Annotated in this window: 18 protein-coding genes; 6 read left to right on the top strand and 12 right to left on the bottom strand. The window is 68.4% G+C overall.

Features of this window, described 5'->3' with window-relative positions; genetic code table 11:
- The 6 genes from HHX37_RS10250 to HHX37_RS36495 all read right to left on the bottom strand — a co-directional run bounded on the left by HHX37_RS10250 (nt 1) and on the right by HHX37_RS36495 (nt 6,903).
- Entirely contained in the window at nt 1–1,251 is a 1,251-nt protein-coding gene (locus tag HHX37_RS10250) for an ABC transporter permease (RefSeq protein ID WP_182882137.1), read from the bottom strand.
- Nucleotides 1,248–2,390 carry an ABC transporter permease gene (locus HHX37_RS10245; RefSeq protein WP_182882136.1) on the bottom strand — a complete coding sequence of 381 codons (1,143 nt, stop codon included), beginning with the start codon at nt 2,388–2,390 and terminating at the stop codon, nt 1,248–1,250. The genes HHX37_RS10250 and HHX37_RS10245 overlap by 4 nt, the downstream gene beginning before the upstream one ends.
- On the bottom strand, nt 2,387–3,928 hold the full coding sequence (locus HHX37_RS10240) for an ABC transporter ATP-binding protein (RefSeq protein ID WP_182885251.1): 1,542 nt from the start codon (nt 3,926–3,928) through the stop codon (nt 2,387–2,389). Before HHX37_RS10240 ends, HHX37_RS10245 begins: the two co-directional genes overlap by 4 nt.
- A 44-nt stretch (nt 3,929–3,972) precedes the next feature.
- Nucleotides 3,973–5,025 carry a BMP family lipoprotein gene (locus HHX37_RS10235; protein WP_182882134.1) on the bottom strand — a complete coding sequence of 351 codons (1,053 nt, stop codon included), beginning with the start codon at nt 5,023–5,025 and terminating at the stop codon, nt 3,973–3,975.
- A 116-nt stretch (nt 5,026–5,141) separates the two neighbouring features.
- The gene (locus HHX37_RS10230) at nt 5,142–6,428 is read right to left on the bottom strand and encodes a cation:proton antiporter (RefSeq protein ID WP_182885250.1); all 1,287 of its coding nucleotides are present in this window, start codon (nt 6,426–6,428) and stop codon (nt 5,142–5,144) included.
- Nucleotides 6,429–6,777: 349 nt separating this feature from the next.
- A complete protein-coding gene (locus tag HHX37_RS36495; RefSeq protein WP_259403831.1) occupies nt 6,778–6,903 on the bottom strand; it encodes a hypothetical protein in 126 nt (41 codons plus the stop codon).
- A 451-nt stretch (nt 6,904–7,354) separates the two neighbouring features.
- Between HHX37_RS36495 and HHX37_RS10225 the strand changes: the two genes are divergently transcribed.
- Together HHX37_RS10225 and HHX37_RS10220 are read left to right on the top strand one after the other, a co-directional pair.
- Nucleotides 7,355–8,821 (top strand): cellulose binding domain-containing protein, encoded by a 1,467-nt coding sequence (locus HHX37_RS10225; protein ID WP_220502749.1) that lies wholly within the window; start codon nt 7,355–7,357, stop codon nt 8,819–8,821.
- A gap of 120 nt (nt 8,822–8,941) precedes the next feature.
- Nucleotides 8,942–10,192: a cellulose binding domain-containing protein gene (locus HHX37_RS10220; protein WP_220502748.1), complete on the top strand. Its 1,251-nt coding sequence runs from the start codon at nt 8,942–8,944 to the stop codon at nt 10,190–10,192.
- Nucleotides 10,193–10,437: 245 nt separating this feature from the next.
- On the opposite strand, the gene HHX37_RS10215 is transcribed toward HHX37_RS10220, so the two are convergent.
- A complete protein-coding gene (locus tag HHX37_RS10215; protein WP_182882131.1) occupies nt 10,438–10,677 on the bottom strand; it encodes a DUF397 domain-containing protein in 240 nt (79 codons plus the stop codon).
- Between the two features lie 36 nt (nt 10,678–10,713).
- Nucleotides 10,714–11,574, bottom strand: coding sequence for a helix-turn-helix domain-containing protein (locus HHX37_RS10210; RefSeq protein ID WP_182885248.1), 861 nt, complete (start codon nt 11,572–11,574; stop codon nt 10,714–10,716).
- Between the two features lie 280 nt (nt 11,575–11,854).
- Here HHX37_RS10210 and HHX37_RS10205 point away from each other — a divergent pair, with 280 nt between their 5' ends.
- On the top strand, nt 11,855–12,331 hold the full coding sequence (locus HHX37_RS10205) for an ATP-binding protein (RefSeq protein ID WP_182885247.1): 477 nt from the start codon (nt 11,855–11,857) through the stop codon (nt 12,329–12,331).
- On the opposite strand, the gene HHX37_RS10200 is transcribed toward HHX37_RS10205, so the two are convergent.
- The 4 genes from HHX37_RS10200 to HHX37_RS10185 all read right to left on the bottom strand — a co-directional run bounded on the left by HHX37_RS10200 (nt 12,305) and on the right by HHX37_RS10185 (nt 15,430).
- On the bottom strand, nt 12,305–12,985 hold the full coding sequence (locus HHX37_RS10200; RefSeq protein ID WP_182885246.1) for an endonuclease V: 681 nt from the start codon (nt 12,983–12,985) through the stop codon (nt 12,305–12,307). The genes HHX37_RS10205 and HHX37_RS10200 overlap by 27 nt on opposite strands.
- A gap of 1 nt (nt 12,986) precedes the next feature.
- On the bottom strand, nt 12,987–13,223 hold the full coding sequence (locus HHX37_RS10195; RefSeq protein WP_182885245.1) for a hypothetical protein: 237 nt from the start codon (nt 13,221–13,223) through the stop codon (nt 12,987–12,989).
- A gap of 124 nt (nt 13,224–13,347) precedes the next feature.
- Nucleotides 13,348–13,824: a hypothetical protein gene (locus HHX37_RS10190; RefSeq protein WP_182885244.1), complete on the bottom strand. Its 477-nt coding sequence runs from the start codon at nt 13,822–13,824 to the stop codon at nt 13,348–13,350.
- A 7-nt stretch (nt 13,825–13,831) separates the two neighbouring features.
- Entirely contained in the window at nt 13,832–15,430 is a 1,599-nt protein-coding gene (locus HHX37_RS10185; protein ID WP_182885243.1) for a polymorphic toxin-type HINT domain-containing protein, read from the bottom strand.
- Nucleotides 15,431–15,893: 463 nt separating this feature from the next.
- Between HHX37_RS10185 and HHX37_RS10180 the strand changes: the two genes are divergently transcribed.
- The 3 genes from HHX37_RS10180 to HHX37_RS10170 all read left to right on the top strand — a co-directional run bounded on the left by HHX37_RS10180 (nt 15,894) and on the right by HHX37_RS10170 (nt 17,204).
- Entirely contained in the window at nt 15,894–16,373 is a 480-nt protein-coding gene (locus tag HHX37_RS10180; RefSeq protein WP_182885242.1) for a GNAT family N-acetyltransferase, read from the top strand.
- A gap of 54 nt (nt 16,374–16,427) precedes the next feature.
- Nucleotides 16,428–16,877, top strand: a complete 450-nt coding sequence (locus HHX37_RS10175) for a hypothetical protein (protein WP_182885241.1) — start codon at nt 16,428–16,430, stop codon at nt 16,875–16,877.
- 105 nt (nt 16,878–16,982) lie between these two features.
- Complete coding sequence (locus tag HHX37_RS10170) at nt 16,983–17,204, top strand: hypothetical protein (protein ID WP_182885240.1); 222 nt, start codon at nt 16,983–16,985, stop codon at nt 17,202–17,204.
- The last annotated feature ends 38 nt before the right edge of the window (nt 17,205–17,242 follow it).

Raw genomic sequence — 17,242 nt, 5'->3', positions numbered from 1 at the left:
TCAGGCACCTCCTCGTCGGTAGGGGACACCGACGTAGGCCGGCATCCGGAGTCGCTGGGCGGTCGTGACCAGGACCAGGAGGGTGGCGAGGTAGGGCGTGGCGTAGACGAGCTGGGTGGGGACCGCGTCGGTCGTCTGGAAGACCGCGAAGGCGGTCATGCCGAGCAGCGCCATCACCCCCGACAGACGGGGACGGCGGCGCAGGCCGACGATCGCCGCCATCCACAGCAGCACGGCGGCGAGCAGGATCAGCACGTGCACGGCGGTCGACTGGCGCAGTTGCAGGGCGTCGGCGTACCCGAACAGCAGCGCTCCGCCGACGGTGCCCGCCGGCCGCCAGTTGCCGAAGATCATGGCGGCGAGCCCGATGAAGCCCCGGCCGCCGGTCTGACCCTCCCGGTAGACGTTGGAGGCGACGGTGACCAGGTAGGACCCGGCGAGACCGGCGAGCCCCCCGGACACCAGCACCGCCCAGTACCGCATCCGCTGGACCGGGACCCCGAGGGAGTCGGCCGCGGCGGGATGCTCCCCGGCCGCGCGCAACCGCAGCCCGAAGGCGGTGTGCCACAGCACCAGCACGCTGCACAGGACCAGCGCGACGGCGAGCACAGTGAACCAGGAGACGTCGTGGAGGAACCCCCGCAGAATGCCGCCGGCATCGGAGAGCAGGAACCAGTGCGTCTGTTCGAGCCGTCCGAGGAGGTCCGGCGTGCCCCAGCCGCCCGCCAGGACCGGCAGGCTGATCGTGCCGATCGCCCCCCGGACGGGAGGCGACTGGGTGGCGCCCGCCCCGGGCAGGCCGTTGAAGGCGACGACGCACAGGAACCGCGCGACCCCCACCGCCAGGATGTTGACGGCGACTCCGCAGACCACCTGGTCCACGCCGAAGGTCACGGTGACGACGGCGTGGAGCAGGCCGGCCAGCACGCCGCCCACCACGCCGGCCAGGACGCCGGCCCAGACGCCGTACGCGTAACCGGCCCAGGCCCCGCAGACGGTCCCGATGATCATCATGCCCTCGATGCCGAGGTTGGCCACGCCCGCGCGCTCACTCCACAGGCCGCTCAGACCGGCGAGCCCGATCGGAACCGCCAGGCGGAGTGTGGCGCCGACGACGCCGGATCCGGTGAGGGCCTCGGTTCCGGTTAGGGTCCTGACCATCGATACCGCGAGCAGGACGGCGACCACGGCGAGCACCGGGCCCACCACATGAGGGCGGCGCCACCAGGGCCGCGGCGTCGCCGCCCTCATGCGGCGGGTCCGGCCGGCGTGGCGGGGGCGGTCGGCGTGGCGGGGGCGGGGGCCCCTTCGCGGACGAGTCGCGCGGTGCGCCTGCGGTCCATGCGGCGCGCCAGTTCGTGGGCGACCACGACGCTGATCACGATGACGCCTTGCATGATCGTGACGATCTCCTTCGGGATGCCCTCGATGTCGAGGATCAGTGCCGAACGCTCCAGGAACCCGAAGAGCAGGGCGGACAGCGCGATGCCCAGAGGGCTGTTGCGGCCGAGCAGCGCCACGGCGATGCCGGTGAACCCGGCGCCGGAGGGGAAGTCCACGCCGTAGCGATAGGTGTTGCCCAGCAGGTCCGGCAGGCCGGCCAGCCCGGCGAGCCCGCCCGACACGAGCATCGTGATGATGATCATGCGGCGTGGGTCGATGCCGTGGGCGTGGGCCGCCGCCGGGTTCAGTCCGCTCATCCTCAGGTCGTAGCCGTACAGGGTGCGGGTGAGCACCAGGTGCACGCCGACGCCGAGGACGACCGCTCCCAGCACGGCCCCGCCGAGGTGCGCGCCCGCGGGAAGCGAGACCCCGAGAAGGGCGAGCAGCCCGTCGAGTTCGGGCAGGCGCGCCGAGGGCGGCAGCTCAGGGGTCGATCCGGTGGCGCTGCCCGCCGCGAACACCTCGGCCAGCAGGAAGGCGATGACGGCGGTGGCGACGTAGTTCAGCAGGAGCGTGGACAGCACCTCGGAGACGCCGCGCCATGTCTTGAGCACGGCGGCGATGCCGGCCCACAGGGCGCCGGCGAGCACGGCGACCAGGCAGACGACGGCGAGGTGCAGCGGCCCCGGCAGATCGAAGGACGTGCCGGCCGCGGCCGCGAGCAGCGCCGCGAAGCGGTACTGCCCTTCGACGCCGATGTTGAAGAGGTTCATGCGGAAGGAGACGGCGACGGCGAGACCGGCGAAGAAGTAGATGGCCGACCGGTTGACCGCGGAGACGAGCGAGTCAGGCCGTACGCCGAACTCCAGCATCGTCAGGTACGTCCGCGACGGCGAGGCGCCGACCGCGGCGAGAACGGCCGTCGAGACGGTGAGCGCGATCAGCAGTGCGAGCGCGGGGGCGGCGAGCGTGCTCGCCACTCCCCAGCCCGTCCGGGCGGGCCTCATCGGTTCTCCGCGGCCGAGTCGACGGGCTCCGGTTCGGCGCCCGTCATCATCCGGCCGAGGCGCTCCACGGTCAGCTCCCCGACGGGGACGGCGGGGCTCAGCCTGCCGCGCAGCATCACCTGCACCCGGTCGCTCAGGCCGAGCAGCTCGTCGAGATCGGCGCCGACCAGCAGCACCGCCAGACCGTCGTCCCTGGCGTCGCGCAGCCGTTCCCAGATGACGGCCTGGGCACCGACGTCCACGCCGCGGGTGGGGTGGGCGGCCAGCAGCACCTTGGGCCGGCCCCCGAGCTCCCTGCCGACGACCAGCTTCTGCTGGTTGCCTCCCGACAGCGCGGCGGCGGGTACGTCGACAGAGGGCGACCTGATGCCGAACCCGGCGACGAGCCGGCCGGTCGCGTCCCGGGCCGCCTTCCTGTCGACCCGCCACCGGCTGCGCCGGCGCAGATCCTCGCTGCCGAGCATGGCGTTCTCCCAGAGCGTCGCGGGCAGCGCGAGCGCCTGGCGGTGGCGGTCCTCCGGGATGCAGGCGAGCCCCAGCCGGCGGCGGCCCCGCGTGCCGAGGTGGGTCGCCTCCCGGCCCGCAATGTGCAGCGAGCCTCCCGACACCGCGCGGATTCCCATGATCGCCTCGATCAGCTCGGTCTGCCCGTTGCCCTGGACCCCCGCGATGCCGAGGATCTCCCCCTGCGCCACCTCCAGCGTCGCGTCCGCGACGGCGTCGGCCCGCAGGCCGCGCAGCCGCAGGACGACCTCCCCGCCTCCGCCGCGCCGCCGCGCCGCCGGCGCCGGCAGCTCCCCGCCGACGATGAGCCGGGACAGGCGGCGGGGATCGGCCTCCGCGGTCGCGAAGGATCCCACCGAGGTGCCCGCGCGGATGACGGTGATGTGGTCGGAGACGGCGAGCACCTCGTCGAGCTTGTGCGAGATGAAGACGACGGCCAGTCCCTGCGCGCGCAGTCCGGCGAGGCTGCCGAACAGGGCCCGCACCTCGCCGGGCACGAGCACCGCGGTGGGCTCATCGAAGATCAGCACGCGGGCGCCGCGGTAGAGGACCTTGAGGATCTCGACGCGCTGCCGCTGCCCCACGCCCAGGTGCTCGACGGTGGCGTCGGGATCCACGTCGAGGCCGTAGCGCTCGCTCACCTCCCGCACCGCACGCCGGCCTGAGCGTCGGTCGAGCAGGCCCCAGCGGGTGTTCTCGGCTCCGAGGATCACGTTCTCCAGCACGGTCAGGTTCTCGGCGAGCATGAAGTGCTGGTGGACCATGCCGATCCCGGCCGCGATGGCGTCGGCGGGTGACCGCAGCCGGACCGTCTCGCCGTCCAGCAGGAGCTCGCCTTCGTCGGGCTGCTCCTCTCCGTACAGGATCCTCATGAGCGTCGACTTGCCCGCGCCGTTCTCCCCCACCACCGCGTGGATCTGGCCAGGGTGGACGGCGAGGTTCACGTCACGGTTGGCGACGACGCCCGGATAGCGCTTGCCGATGCCGCGGAGCTCGACGAGCGGAGGTGGTTCGTGGATGGCGTGCGGGGACATCGGACCTCCAGACTCGCCCCGTCGCGGTGTCGCCGGCGCGGACGTCAGCTGGGCGAGACGGGCACGGTGATCTCGCCCGCGATGATCTGCTTGCGGAGCTCCTCGATTCGCGGCTCGGCGTCGCCGAGCTCGCCGCCGGTCGTGGTGTAGCCCACTCCGCCTTCCTTGAGCCCGAACTCCTGCAGCCCGTAGACCGGCTTGCCCGCCGCCGCGTCCTCGATGATGCGCAGCACCGCGACGTCGAGCTGTTTGGTGGCGCTGGTGAGGATCACGTCGGCCAGCCCCTGGCCGACCGTCTTGCGCTGGTCCACGTCGACCCCGATCGCCCACTTGCCTGCCGCCTTCGCCGCCTGGAAGACGCCGAGCCCGGACGCGCCGGCGGCGTGGTAGACGATGTCGGCGCCGTCGTCGTACATCCCGCGGGCCGCCTCCTGCGCCTTGTCCGGCGAGGAGAACCCGCTGAAGTCGGGCGGCTGGGAGAGGAACACGCTGGAGATGTGGATGCCGGGTTTGATCTTCCGGGCGCCGGCCGTGTATCCGGCGATGAACTTCTCCTGGGGAGGTGTCTGCACGCCGCCGACGAAGCCGATCCGCCCGGTGGACGACTTGAGGGCCGCCGCGGCTCCCACCAGGTAGCTCGCCTGCTCTTCCCGGAAGGTCACGTTGGTGACGTTGGGCAGCTTCACCGTCGCGTCGTCGATGATGACGAACTGGGTGTGGGGGAAGGCGGGCGCGACCTTCGCCAGCGGCTGGGCGTAGAAGAAGCCGACGGCCAGGACGGGATTGTGTCCTGTTTCGGCCAGCAGGCGCAGGACCTCCTCCAGGTCCGACCCGGCCGCGTTCGGACTGAGCTCCTTGGCGGACACGCCCAGCTTCGCCTTGGCCTGGTCGACTCCGGCCCCGACCGAGTCGTTGAAGGACTTGTCTCCGCGCCCGCCCCGGCTGTAGGCGACCCCGACAGTGATCTTCGCGGCGCCGGCCCGGCTCTCGCCGGAGGCCGGGCCCGCGGTGGTGCCGCCGCCCGTGGCCCCGCAGGCCGCGACCACGGACAACGTCAGACAGGTGGTGAGCAGTCGAGCGGCGAACAGTCGGGGCATGCGTCACCTCATATGTCGTTGCGCCCGCGCCGGGCCACGGGCCCCGGGCCCTGCCTCCCGGGGCGCAAAGGATCTCGACTCCGGCGACACCATGATGGGCACTCGTCAGACAAGCGTCAATACTCATCAGACAAGCCGGAACGCCCTTCGTTCACGCGCAGCTGGGTTGCGCCGGTGCGGGGCGACCTGTCCTCGACGACCCTTCGTTCGGGGTACACGATCCGCAGCAGGACACCGGTCATGGCGGTCGTGACCAGGGCCATCAGGATCATCAGGGAGTACAGCCGCGGCGTCAGCACGCCGAGCTCGAGCCCGACGATCAGCACGATCAGCTCGGTCAGGCCGCGAGTGTTCATCAGGATGCCGAGGACCGCCGAGTGGCGGGGACGTACGCCGGTGATCCGCGCGCCGAGGTACGCACCTCCGAACTTGCCGGTGACCGCCACGAGCAGGATCAGCGCCAGCTCGCCGAACGCGACCGTGTCCAGCCGGGACAGATCGACCTTGAGACCGGCGGCCATGAAGAAGACCGGCAGCAGCATGACGGCGCAGATTCGCTCGATCCACGGCAGGACCCGCTCACGCAGCGCCGAGACGCCCTCACGCGGCATGGCGACGCCGAAGAGGAACGCGCCGAAGATGGCGTGCAGGCCCATCCAGCTGGTCGCCTGAGCCGACAGCAGCAGCCCGGCCGCCCCGGCGACCAGCACGACGCCGGTCAGCGGACCGGACACCGGACGGCGGGCGGCCAGCCGGGCCAGCAGCGGTCGTACCACCCCCAGCAGCACGGCGGCGAAGGGCACCACGAACAGGACGCGCCACGGGTGACCACCGCCACCCGCCAGCGCCGCCACGACGGCGAGGAGCGCCCACGCGAGCACGTCGCCCACCGCTGCGCAGGCCAGTGCCAGCCCGCCGATCGGCGTGTCGATCAGGCCTTTGTCGGTGAGGATCCGGGCCAGGACCGGGAACGCGGTGACCGCCATCGCGACGCCCATGAACAGCACGAACGCGACCCGGTCGCCGGTGCCGCCACCGCCGGCGAGGTAGAGCGCCAGCAGGGCGCCGAGACCGAACGGCAGCAGCATCGCGCATACCGACACGACGGAGGCCGTACGACTCTGGCCGCGCAGCAGCGTGTGGTCCAGGTGCAGGCCGATGAGGAACATGAACAGGCAGACGCCGATGTCGGCCAGCAGGGTCAGCGACGGCCGCACCTCGGCGGGAAAGATCGTCCTGGATACCGCGCCGCCGAACAGCGTCGGCCCGAGCAGGATGCCGCCCACGATCTCGCCGATGACTGCGGGCTGGCCGAGCCGGCGGGCGAGCATGCCGAGCAGCCACGCCGTCACGACGATCACCGCGAGGCCGAGAAGCAGCGGCGCGACGGTGTGCGGGCTCATAGGACCACTTCCTTCCGGGTGTGGGCGCCGTCGAGCACGGCCGTGTCGCCGTGACGAGTACGGCGCGAGCGTGCGGTGCGCGGTGACGCGCACCTGGTCCCCCGTCCGGTCCGGGCGAGGAGTGGAACGTGGCCTGGAACGTGGACTGGAACGCGGACTGGAACGCGCGCGAGACGGAACCGGCGCCCGAGGCCGCGCACATCACCGCGCGTCCGTATCAGGCGCCCCGGACGACCCGGGCGTCGGTTCGACGGGTGACGGGTCGACGGGCAGAGGTTCGACGGGCAGCGGTTCAACGGAGGGCGGTTCGACGCGTGGGAAAGGAGCCGCGAGAGCATTCCCGACCCATTCAGACGGCGGCCTGCCCCTTGGTCGGGTCAGCGGTGCCGGCGGCCGCGGAGAACGGAATGTCCTGGAACTTCCGGTGCACCGGGGTCCCGGCCGGATGGTCCCCGAACGACAGCGTCGTGGTCATGCTTCTCGCTCCTTACTGCCGGATCGATCCAGGGTGCAGTAGCGATACAGCTCGATGACGTGCGGCAGAACGGCCGGGTTCGCGCAGGTGACGGCGAGCTTGGTCAGCGTGCCAAGCGAAGTACTCGCCGCCGTTTCACCCGGAAGTGCGGTTCGATGATGATGCTGAAGTCTTTTGCGGAGATTGTCCATGGCCTGGGGGCGGCGTCGTCCCGTCTCGTCCGGAAGGGGCGAGCGGGCTTTTCACACGAGGCGCCGAAAGTTTCATACGGGGAGAGTTCTCCGCCGGCCGCCGTCGCACGGCTGACCTGAAACGCGACGACTTCCCCTTCAAATGGACTGCACATGCAGTCAGAGCGTGTTTGACGCCTTTACGTGCGCTTTTCTAGCGTCTCGTGACGTCCGGCCCCACCGGTCCCCACCAGATTGGACGCTGCATGAGACGGATCGGCATGAAGCTCATTCGCCTGGCCGTCGCCGCCGGCACCGTCGTCGCCGCGGTCGCGCTCGCGACGCCACCCGGAGCGCAGGCCGCCGCCGGAGACGGGACACCGACCGACCCCAACATCCGCTTCGTCGGCCGCTGGGACACCCGCGACAGCGCCGCCTACGTCCCCGGCTGGGCCGGCGCCTACCTCACCACCGGGTTCACCGGCACCACGGTCAAGCTCAAGCAGCGCAACACCATCGACCTCTACTACAGCATCGACGGCCGCCCCGACGTCTACCTGCAGAACGTACGGGGCACGGTCAACCTCACCGCCACCCCGCTTTCGGCGGGCAACCACACCCTGCGCGTGTCCTACCGGGTGGTGGCCGGCTCCTATCACGGCGACGCGGTGTTCCAGGGGCTGGTGCTCGACTCAGGCGCACGCACCCTGCCCGCCCAACCTGCCAAGGGCATGGTCGAGTTCGTCGGCGACTCGATCACCGTCGGCACCACCACCTCGAAGAACGCCCTCACCGCGTACGGATGGCTGGTCGGCGAGCAGCTCGGACTGGACCACATGCAGGTCGCCGAGGGGGGCGCCTGCCTGGTCAGCACCGCCGACGGCTGCGTCGGCCTGGACCGCCGCTTCGTGAAGGTCAGCGCCGCGGACGGCGCCGTCGACCACGACTTCACCCGATACCAGGCGGACGTCGTCGTGATCAACCTCGGTACCAACGACGCCGGTCACGGGGTGTCCACGACGCAGTTCCAGGACTCCTACGTCGGCCTGCTGCGCACCATCCGGAGCAAATACCCGAAGGCCGCGATCCTGGCCCTGCAGACCTTCCGCGGGCGGTTCGTCCCGCAGACCCAGGCCGCGGTGCAGACCGTCAACAACGCCGGCGACCGCAACGTCTTCTTCGTCGCCACCGACGGATGGGTGCCCTCCGACGGCCTGTCCGACAGCGTCCACCCCAACGACGCCGGACACCGCGCGATCGCGGCCAAACTCGCGCCGATCGTCGCCGCCCACCTCGCTCCGCCCACCTCCCCCACCCCGACGCCGAGCCCGAGCCGGTCGCCGAGCCCGACGCCCTCCGTGTCGCCCAGCCGCACGCCCACTTCCACGCCCTCGGCGACGCCCAGCGCCACCCCGAGCGGCCCGGCCGGCGCGTGCGCCGTGCACTACACCGTGACCAACCAGTGGCCCGGTGGCTTCCAGAGCGAGGTACAGGTGACCAACACCGGCGGCAGCACCCTGAACGGGTGGGCGCTCGGCTGGAGGTTCTCCGACGGCCAGCAGATCAGCCAGGGCTGGAACGGCACATTCACCCAGACCGGCGCGGCCGTCACCGTCACGAACCCCACATGGAGCCCCGCTCTCGCGCCCGGCGCCTCCGCGACGGTCGGCTTCACCGGCACCTCGACCGGCGCCAACTCCACACCGGCCTCCTTCACCCTCAACGGCGCCGCATGCGCGCTGACCTGACGCGACCCGGCTGATCATGCGGCGGCCGTACGACCTCGTTGCAGTCGCCGGCCCGCTGAGAAGCACCCTCGCCCGCTGACCGACCGAGCGCCCGCCCGCCCGAGAAGGAGAGAACCGCAGATGACCATGTTCCGACGGCGCGCCGCCACGGCGATCGCAGCAGCGGTAGCCGCGCTGACGGGGGCGCTGACCTTCGCGGCGGCGCCGAGCGCCGGCGCCGCCACCGGCTGCGCTGTCACCTACCGGATCACCAACCAGTGGACGGGTGGTTTCGGCGCGGACGTCACCGTGACGAACCTCGGCGACACGATCAACGGGTGGACGCTGACCTGGACCTTCTCCACGGGCCAGCAGGTCACCCAGGCCTGGAACGCGACGGTCACGCAGACCGGGGCGAACGTCACCGCCAAGAACGTCGACTACAACCGCACCATCCCGGGCAACGGGTCGGCCAACTTCGGGTTCAACGGGTCGTGGAGCTCCGCCAACCCGGTGCCGGCGAGCTTCGCGCTCAACGGCGTCACCTGCACCGGCGGGGTCACCAGCAGCCCCAGCGCCTCCCCGACCCGCTTCCCCAGCCCGAGCCCCAGTCCGAGCCCCAGCGCGACGCCGAGCGCGAGCCCGAGCGCGACACCCAGCACCACCCCGACCCCCGGGAAGATCACAGTCTGGCTGGCCGGCGACTCCACCGTCGCCAACAGCTCCGGCGACCCCATCGTCGGCTGGGGCCGCGAACTCGGCCAGTACCTCACCGCCAACGCCACCGTGGCGAACAACGCCGTCGGCGGCCGCAGCATCCAGACCTGGCTCTACGAGTCGGCCGTCACCAGCAGCACCAACTCCTCGGGCGAATGCGTCCTCAGCTCGACCGCCTACGCAGCCCGCTGGCAGTCCATGCTCGACGCCTCCACGGGAATGAAGACCGGCGACTACCTCTTCATCCAGTTCGGCATCAACGACGGCTCCCCCACCTGCCCCAGGCACGTCGGCTCCGCCCGCTATCGCGAACTCCTCACCGCCATGGTCCGCGCCGCGAAGCAGCGTGGCGCCAACCCCGTGCTGGTGACTCCCGTTGCCGCCCTGACCTGCAGCGGAAGCACCGCCACGCCCAACCGCGGCTACCTGACCGAGACCTTCGACGTCGGCTCCGCCACCGGCACTCCGGTCATCGACCTGCACAAGCTGAGCTACACCCTCTACAACAGCCTGCGCTTCTGTCCGTACAGCGGCGACTACACCTCGGGCCCGGTGGGCGCGTTCTTCGCCAACGACCACACCCACTTCGAGGCGTACGGCGCCCGGCAGATCGCCGGTCTCGTCGCCGGAGCCGTACGCGACCAACGCCTCGGCCTCGCGGCATACCTCCGGTAACAGCCCGAGCTAGCCAGAACAGCCCGGCGCCGCCACCAACCAGGCGGCGCCGGCTCGTACCGCCCGGACAGGGGCACGGTACAGCCGTACTTCACACCATCGAGGCCGTCGCTGACGTCATCCGCGACTGGGCGGCCAGTTTCGTGATGCCGGTCAGATGGAACACGGCGCGCTCTTCGACGCGCCCGACGAGTATGCGCCGATACTCCGATCGAGCGCCATGCGAGGTGGGGAGGATCAGGTGGTCAGCTCAGGTCGTCGAACTCGCCGTCCTTGACCCCGCCGACGAAGGCATCCCATTCGGACGGCGTAAACGCCAGAACCGGACCGTCCGGATTCTTCGAGTCGCGGACCAGAAACAACCGCCGGGCGTCCGCTTTGTGTTCCGTACCCGCCTCGGCAGCGTCGGCGACGGCGATCTCGACACAGTTCGAGCCGTTGCCGCTACGACGACTCTTTCGCCACGTGACGCGAGACAGGTACACGGACAACCCCTTGGCTTTCTCTCGGCAGGATCGCTCTCAGGACCCCTCGGCCAGCCGCGCGATGAGCCGCCTCGACTCGTCGGGGTCGAGCGCCATCGCTCGAAGATGGTCGAAGGCCAGCGAATACCGGTAGATCTCGGCATCGCTCTCGACGTACAGGTTACTTGTCGTGCCCTCGACGTACACCACATTTGGATCGTAGGTTTCACGGAATTCGAGCAGAGCGAAAGTCCCGGCTGTCGCGGGATGCGCGCCCTTGGCGAAGGGCAGCACCTGGATCGTGACGTTGTCCCGATCCGCGAACTCCAGAAGCCTCGCGTGCTGCTCGCGCATGATCACCTCGGAACCGACCCTGCGGGTGAGCGCGGCCTCGTCGACGACCGTCCAGAACCGCAGCGGGCTCTCGTCCCGGAGCAGCAGCCGCTGCCGGGTCATGCGCACCTCCACCCGTCGCTCGACCTCGGCCGGGGAGGACAGGCCCATCAGGGCGGCGCGGATGATCTCCCGGGCATACTCGTCGGTCTGCAGCAGTCCGTGCACGATCATGCCGTCGTAGCTGCGGATGAACGCCGCGTCGGCTTCGAGCTGGATGTAGGCCGAGTAGTCGCTCGGCAGCGAGTCAGCGTAGGCGTCCCACCAGCCCCGGGTGCGGGCGGTCCTGGCCAGCGCGTGCAGGCCGGCCCGCCTGTCGTCGGCCAGTTCGTACAGGTCGAGCATGCGGGTGAGGTCCGGCGAGGTGATCCCGACGCGAGCCGTCTCGATCCTGGACACCTTCGCCGCCGACCAGCCGAGGCGCTCGGCGGCGTCCTCCAGGGTCAGCTCTTTGCGTTCGCGCAGCCTGCGCAGTTCGCCGGCCAGCCGTCTGCGCCGGACCGTGGGCCCACGCCCGTTCGTCACGGAAACCTCCCTGATCGTCACGCACAGTGTGCCGCCCTAGGAGGGACCACATCAGGGAAACCAACGAAGACGTCACATGGAGCAAATTTGCAATTTCGCTTGCCCCGTCGCTTCCGAAGGATGACCATCAAAGCGAGCCACTCACGTTGCGTTATCTATCGATGACCGAGTGCGCTCAAACGGGTGCCAAGCTGGCGAGAAGGGGTCGAAGATGCGGACGGGCGACCATGGACATCAGGCTGTGAGGTCGGCCTCGTCCCGGCCTTCCACGGGCAGCTGGGTGGCGCCTGAGCCGTACGCCGATCCCGGCTGTGCGGGTCTCCCGCAGCACGCGACGAAGGCGGTGGAACTGCTGGGACAGATCGACCTGCCCGGTGAGGCCGCGTCGGTGCGGAAGGCGCGTCACTACCTCCGGGTGCTCCTGGCCGAGACCGGCCACCCGCAGGCCGACTACGCCGTGCTGCTGGTCAGCGAACTCGTCGCCAACGCCGTACGGCACTCCGACTCGCGCCTGCCCCGCGGACAGGTGACCGTGACCGTCGCCCGACGCTCCGGAACACTCCACGTCGACGTCATCGACGCGGGCTCGGCCACCAGCGCACCCCGCGTACAGGTCGGCACCGACCCGGAGATGTGCACGGGCCGTGGGCTGTGGCTGGTCCAGGAGCTGGCGGTGGCCTGGGGATGGCATGAGAGCAAGGCGGGGCGGGTGGTCTGGTTCCAGCTCGCGCTATCCAACCCCTCGACGCCTTCGTAGCTCTTGACGCGAAAGAAAGTCCGCCTTGCGAATCGCCTCCGGGAGGCGGAATTCACGGCTCAGCTTGAGTGTCAACTCGGTCGCCTGGTCCAGGCCGACTCGATGCCCAACGGATACGAACACCGGTTTGATGCCGTCCTGTGTACGGAGCGCACGACCAAGCACCTCGCCATCGTCAACGATCGGCGACCAGTCACCCCGTCGTGGCCCAGGATCGACAAATTCCATGCCGAAGGGCGACTTCGCCACACCGAACGACGGTAAGCCAGTTGCCACACCTATGTGACAGGCCAATCCAAAGCGCCTCGGATGAGCGACTCCGTAACCATCGCAAACAAGCACATCCGGCTGGCCCGACAGTTTTCCAAGCGCTTCCCGAAGAATAGGAACCTCACGAAACGCCAGCAGCCCTGGGACATAAGGAAAAGTCACCTCACCGTAGGCGATGGCAGTCTCCCTGACCTCAAGTGACCGCAGCTCTATCAGGACCGCCGCAGCGGCAGCGTACCGGCTGTCAACTTCGTATGAGACATCCAACCCTGCCACGAATTCAGGAGCAGTCGGCAGACTGTTGGTCAAGTCGAGTTGATCTCGGAGTGCCGACTGCGCGCGTACGGCTTCGGCGACATCTGGGAACGTCTCATAGAGTTCCATTTCACTCCAGCACAATCCAACCGGCCAGTTCGACCTGCCATGCTCGCGAAGCGCTGAAGTTGCACAGGGACAGAAAGGAACCGCCGAGATGACGTTCGAGGGCCGATTCATCCCCTACCTCATCCTCCCATCGCTCCAGCTTGCGCACGTGATCGAACGCATTCGCACGCCAGACGCCATAGAGGCCCGGCGTCGGTCGCCGCAGTGTGAGAGAGATATTCAATTCCTGCAACCGCATGGTACCGGCCGACCTGCTCCCGGCTCCTCTCTGACCGGCACGGGCCCGTACTGCCCGAGGTCGGTCCTGTTCTCTCCCGAGCCGAGCCCGATTCAGGCCACTTGATCACATAGATGCTGAGCGGCTACGCCTCATTTTCCGGCAATATCTTGTTGATTGCACTAGCCACCGACACTGGCGTTGACTCATCATAAGGATCGTCCATTCCAAGCAGTGGAAGATCGAGAATAACAGAGCAAGAATCCCCGAGATTTTGAAGTATCACTTTCAGGGATTCAAGAATCCCGAAATGAGCCGGACTCATATCCTTGAAATCGGAACGGATCTCGAATTGACCATCCCGCTCAACGACTGGACGGAATGGCGGAATGACAACCCACTCCGGCAGCCTGTCATTACGTATGTTCGGTCGAATCTGAGCGGTTTGCCTATTGGGCACCCCTCCATATCTATCGAAGGCCCATTTACCAGAGACTACGATGACGTCAGCCTGAACCGCCCTCCCGGCTTCATTTACGAGCTCGACACCGAGCGATTGGGGCAGCAGGCGTGCCCATACATCTAGGGTTGCCTGACTACGGGAGGTCACATAGATCTTCATAAACCACCTAAGGAATCGGCATGTATGGCATAATACGGACCCTGCCAATAGCGTTCATTGCATCCTCTCCGAGAGCAAAATCATCGATACCGCCTCCCCCGTCCGCAAGGCTTTCAATCCTACTCTCGGCCGGGATAGCATCCGAGCGGATAACTCCGCGAGTCAGAGTATACGGACCCTCTTGAGGAAACTTCCCATAGGCAGCCTTAGCGTACTGAGCCGCCCCTTCTGGCGTTGACGAGAAATATTTCGATTCAATTCCAGGCACATTCTCATAACGGCGAGTTTTGTGAATCTGCCGACGTTCCTTCTCTTGCACGGCCCGATACACGTGCTGCTCTCCAGGCTTCAGACCGCAGTTGTGAACGAGGACCGGCGTGACACCTGCGAGTACATAATAGGTGTGGAGGTCCGCGACGGTGAGGTTGTGGACCTCTTGCTGCTGACTGGTCCAGGTCTTGATGGCGGAGATCTGGACCCAGGTGCCGGCGGATGTGCGCAACCACATGCCGGGTTGGAGCCGTCCGGCCTGCAGCCAGGCGTGCCGGTTCTGCACCCAGAACGGGTGGTTGTCGGTCGCGGTGATGGTGTCACCGTTCCCGGCCTTGGCTGACTTGGGCTTGATCGAGATCTCGACCATGTGCTTGTCGGCTTTGTAGCCGGTGGTAGCGGTGACCGCATGGGCGCCTTCGACGGAGGTCACCGGATCGGTCGCAAGGACCTTGTCGCCGACCTTGAGCTGTTCGATCGGACGACGTGAGCCGTCCGCCATCAGCACCAAGGTCCCTGGCGGGAAGCTGCAGCGGCTTCCGGAACGCGATTTCGAGCCTCCACGGGTCGACGCGCTGCTCTTGTGGGTGCCCCCGCGCGATCGGGTGGCCTTGCTGGTCGCCTTCGCCTCGGCTCTGGCCTTGCGCCTCGCCGCCGCGGCCGCTCGTCGTTCGGAGGCCGCAGCAGCCGCCTCCGCTCGTCTGGCCGCGGCCTTCTGGGCCGCCTTTCTCGCCGCCAGCTTCTCCGCTTGCTGGGCGGCAAGCCGCTTGGATAGAAACTCCGCTCCTTCCTTGAGCCCCTTCCCGAGGAGGTTCATGACACCGCCGACTCCGGCCCAGGAGATGATCGTCGCAGCGACGCTGCCGACCTTGTAGGCGGTGGAGTTGCGGTTGACGCCGAAGATTCCTTCCAGCTGGGACATCCAGTCCAGCGGGCCGCCCACGCCGAACGCCTGCAGCGCCAGCTGGGCGGCGATCACCGCGGTGTTGTTCTCCAGGAACGACCGCACCGCGCCGAAGAAGCCGTCGATCGCCCACTGGGGGATTGAGTTGAGCATGGTGCACAGCGCCGCCGGCAGCCAGGACGGGCACCGCACCGACAGGCCGGTCGGGTCCGCGAAGGTCTCCGGGTTGTTCCCCGCGTACCCGTACGGGTTGGCCAGCTGCGGCTCGCTCAGCTCCAGGATGGGGTCGGGCGAGAGGAACTTCCCGATCGACGGGTCGTAGAACCGGGCGTCCAGCAGCACGAGGTCGGTGGAGGAGTCCTCGGTCTTGCCGAGGAAACCGCGGTCGGTGACAGAGATGTCGTGCGGTCTGCCGTCGGCGCCAGGGGTCATCGCGCAGAGCTGATCGTTGATGGCCGGTCCCCAACCGACGTGGTAGTAGGCACCTTGGTATGGGGCGAGCTGGCCGATGGTGCCGTAGCACCGCTACAGCAACGCCGACAACCCGCTTCTGCGAGTGGGCTACCTCAACTCCGTCATCAGCCGGGTGCGCGATACCGACGGAAACCAGCGATACGACACCTGGACCGGGCCATGGCGACACCAAGTACCTGTACGACCTGGCCGCCGCCCGCTGGAGTCCCTGAGATCGATCTCGACTCAGCCCGACCGATAGGTGATTGAAGTTCACCCTTGCTATCGACTCAGTCGTGAAATCCCAGATGCCTGGTTGCAGCGGTTGAATGCACAAACGTGTTGATCACAACAAAGCAGCTAGCATAAGCCGGGACTCAACGATCGCGGCGAACGCACAGCTGATTGGGCTTCGCCCTGACCGCCGTGAGCTGCAGAGGAGATGACCGAACTGATCGCGCGCGATGCCCTGCCTCTGGTCCGCCGCGCGTCGTCCGGGGACGCCGGGCACATCGGCGACGTGTTCCTCGCCGCTCGGGCCGGGATGACCTACCTGCCACGCCTGCACTCCGACGAGGAGACCCGGGCCTGGATCACCGACGTTATGCTCCCGGCCTCGCAGGTGTGGGTCGTCGAGCTACACGGTCGGATCGCGGGCTTCGCCTGCCTGAACGGCGACTGGCTGGACCACCTGTACGTCACGCCCGCCGCCCAGGGGCGCGGCATCGGCGCCGCGCTGCTCGACCACGCCAAGGCGGCGCACCCCCACGTGCTCGACCTCCATGTGTTCCAGCAGAATGACGGCGCCCGCCGCTTCTACGAACGGCACGGCTTCGCCCTCATCGAGGAACGGGACGGGAACGACAACGGGGAGAACCTCCCGGACGCCCACTACCGATGGTCTCGGTTTCAGCTGACGTGAACGGCGGCTCATAAATCAGCAGCAGCGACTCAGCAGGCCCGCCGGAGCGAATTCATGCAGCCGATCCACTTCGAACAGCAGCCGCACCTCGATGGCTTCGTGTACGTCTATCTCCCCGCTGACGCTGTTCCGGTCGAGACTCACTGGGCGGGGCTGTACCAGGATTGGCCTGACCACGACCACACGCCCTTCACCGAGTTCGCGATCAACAACAGCGAGCAGGAGGAGATGGCCGTCTACTTCGGGCTCGCCTGGCATCTCACGCGAGGGCTCACCCGCTACGCCGTCCCCCTTTGGCACCGCGATGATGCGGCTCGCGCGATCGGCGGGCAACCCGAGCTCGTCGACTGGGAGTACGTTGTCGACAGCGAGATCCCTGCCGTCGGCGAACGGGTCGTCGGCTTCAGCCGGTCGCAGGTCGCCGATCGCGACCAGCGCCTCTCCGCCGGCCTGTTCGAAGTCCATGCCTTCCGTGACCTCGTCCTGCTGCAACAGGCGCTCTAGGATACGTCCTCGGCGATCAACCTTTTCGCCGTCCGGCCCGGCGTCGGCCGAAAGCGTCGCCTCCTCCACGCGTTGCGATCACCGTCGCCTCCACGCCTCACTGACGTGCTGGACACGGGCGAGGTGCTGATCGACGTCACCATCGGTATGGACCTCGGCACCTGGAGCTCGCTGACCGTCGCCTCACTGTCCGGCCTGCGCGAGCGGCTCGACGAACTCAGCTCCGCCTTCGAAGGCCGCGTCACCGAGTACGAGAACAAGGTGCCGGCGATAGGAGATGTCACCGGCTTCCTCAGCGCGATGCGCGAACTCGCCGCCCTCGATTGACGACCATCACGCCACGGCCTCTGGCGGGCGGGGCGCGC

Origin of the sequence: Microbispora sp. H10885 (genome assembly GCF_014161415.1) — a bacterium.
GTDB lineage: Bacteria > Actinomycetota > Actinomycetes > Streptosporangiales > Streptosporangiaceae > Microbispora > Microbispora triticiradicis.
Note: the sequence above shows the minus strand (reverse complement) of the source record. Positions and strands in the feature narration are given on the sequence as shown.

Bases quoted from the DNA above. Each gene is read 5' to 3' on its own strand.
- HHX37_RS10230 (WP_182885250.1), bottom strand. From the start codon at position 6,428: ATGAGCCCGCACACCGTCGCGCCGCTGCTTCTCGGCCTCGCGGTGATC.
- HHX37_RS10220 (WP_220502748.1), top strand. From the start codon at position 8,942: ATGACCATGTTCCGACGGCGCGCCGCCACGGCGATCGCAGCAGCGGTA.
- HHX37_RS10195 (WP_182885245.1), bottom strand. From the start codon at position 13,223: ATGCGGTTGCAGGAATTGAATATCTCTCTCACACTGCGGCGACCGACG.
- HHX37_RS10185 (WP_182885243.1), bottom strand. From the start codon at position 15,430: ATGACCCCTGGCGCCGACGGCAGACCGCACGACATCTCTGTCACCGAC.
- HHX37_RS10245 (WP_182882136.1), bottom strand. From the start codon at position 2,390: ATGAGGCCCGCCCGGACGGGCTGGGGAGTGGCGAGCACGCTCGCCGCC.
- HHX37_RS10225 (WP_220502749.1), top strand. From the start codon at position 7,355: ATGAAGCTCATTCGCCTGGCCGTCGCCGCCGGCACCGTCGTCGCCGCG.
- HHX37_RS10240 (WP_182885251.1), bottom strand. From the start codon at position 3,928: ATGTCCCCGCACGCCATCCACGAACCACCTCCGCTCGTCGAGCTCCGC.
- HHX37_RS36495 (WP_259403831.1), bottom strand. From the start codon at position 6,903: ATGACCACGACGCTGTCGTTCGGGGACCATCCGGCCGGGACCCCGGTG.
- HHX37_RS10235 (WP_182882134.1), bottom strand. From the start codon at position 5,025: ATGCCCCGACTGTTCGCCGCTCGACTGCTCACCACCTGTCTGACGTTG.
- HHX37_RS10175 (WP_182885241.1), top strand. From the start codon at position 16,428: ATGCAGCCGATCCACTTCGAACAGCAGCCGCACCTCGATGGCTTCGTG.
- HHX37_RS10200 (WP_182885246.1), bottom strand. From the start codon at position 12,985: ATGGAACTCTATGAGACGTTCCCAGATGTCGCCGAAGCCGTACGCGCG.
- HHX37_RS10190 (WP_182885244.1), bottom strand. From the start codon at position 13,824: ATGAAGATCTATGTGACCTCCCGTAGTCAGGCAACCCTAGATGTATGG.
- HHX37_RS10180 (WP_182885242.1), top strand. From the start codon at position 15,894: ATGACCGAACTGATCGCGCGCGATGCCCTGCCTCTGGTCCGCCGCGCG.
- HHX37_RS10250 (WP_182882137.1), bottom strand. From the start codon at position 1,251: ATGAGGGCGGCGACGCCGCGGCCCTGGTGGCGCCGCCCTCATGTGGTG.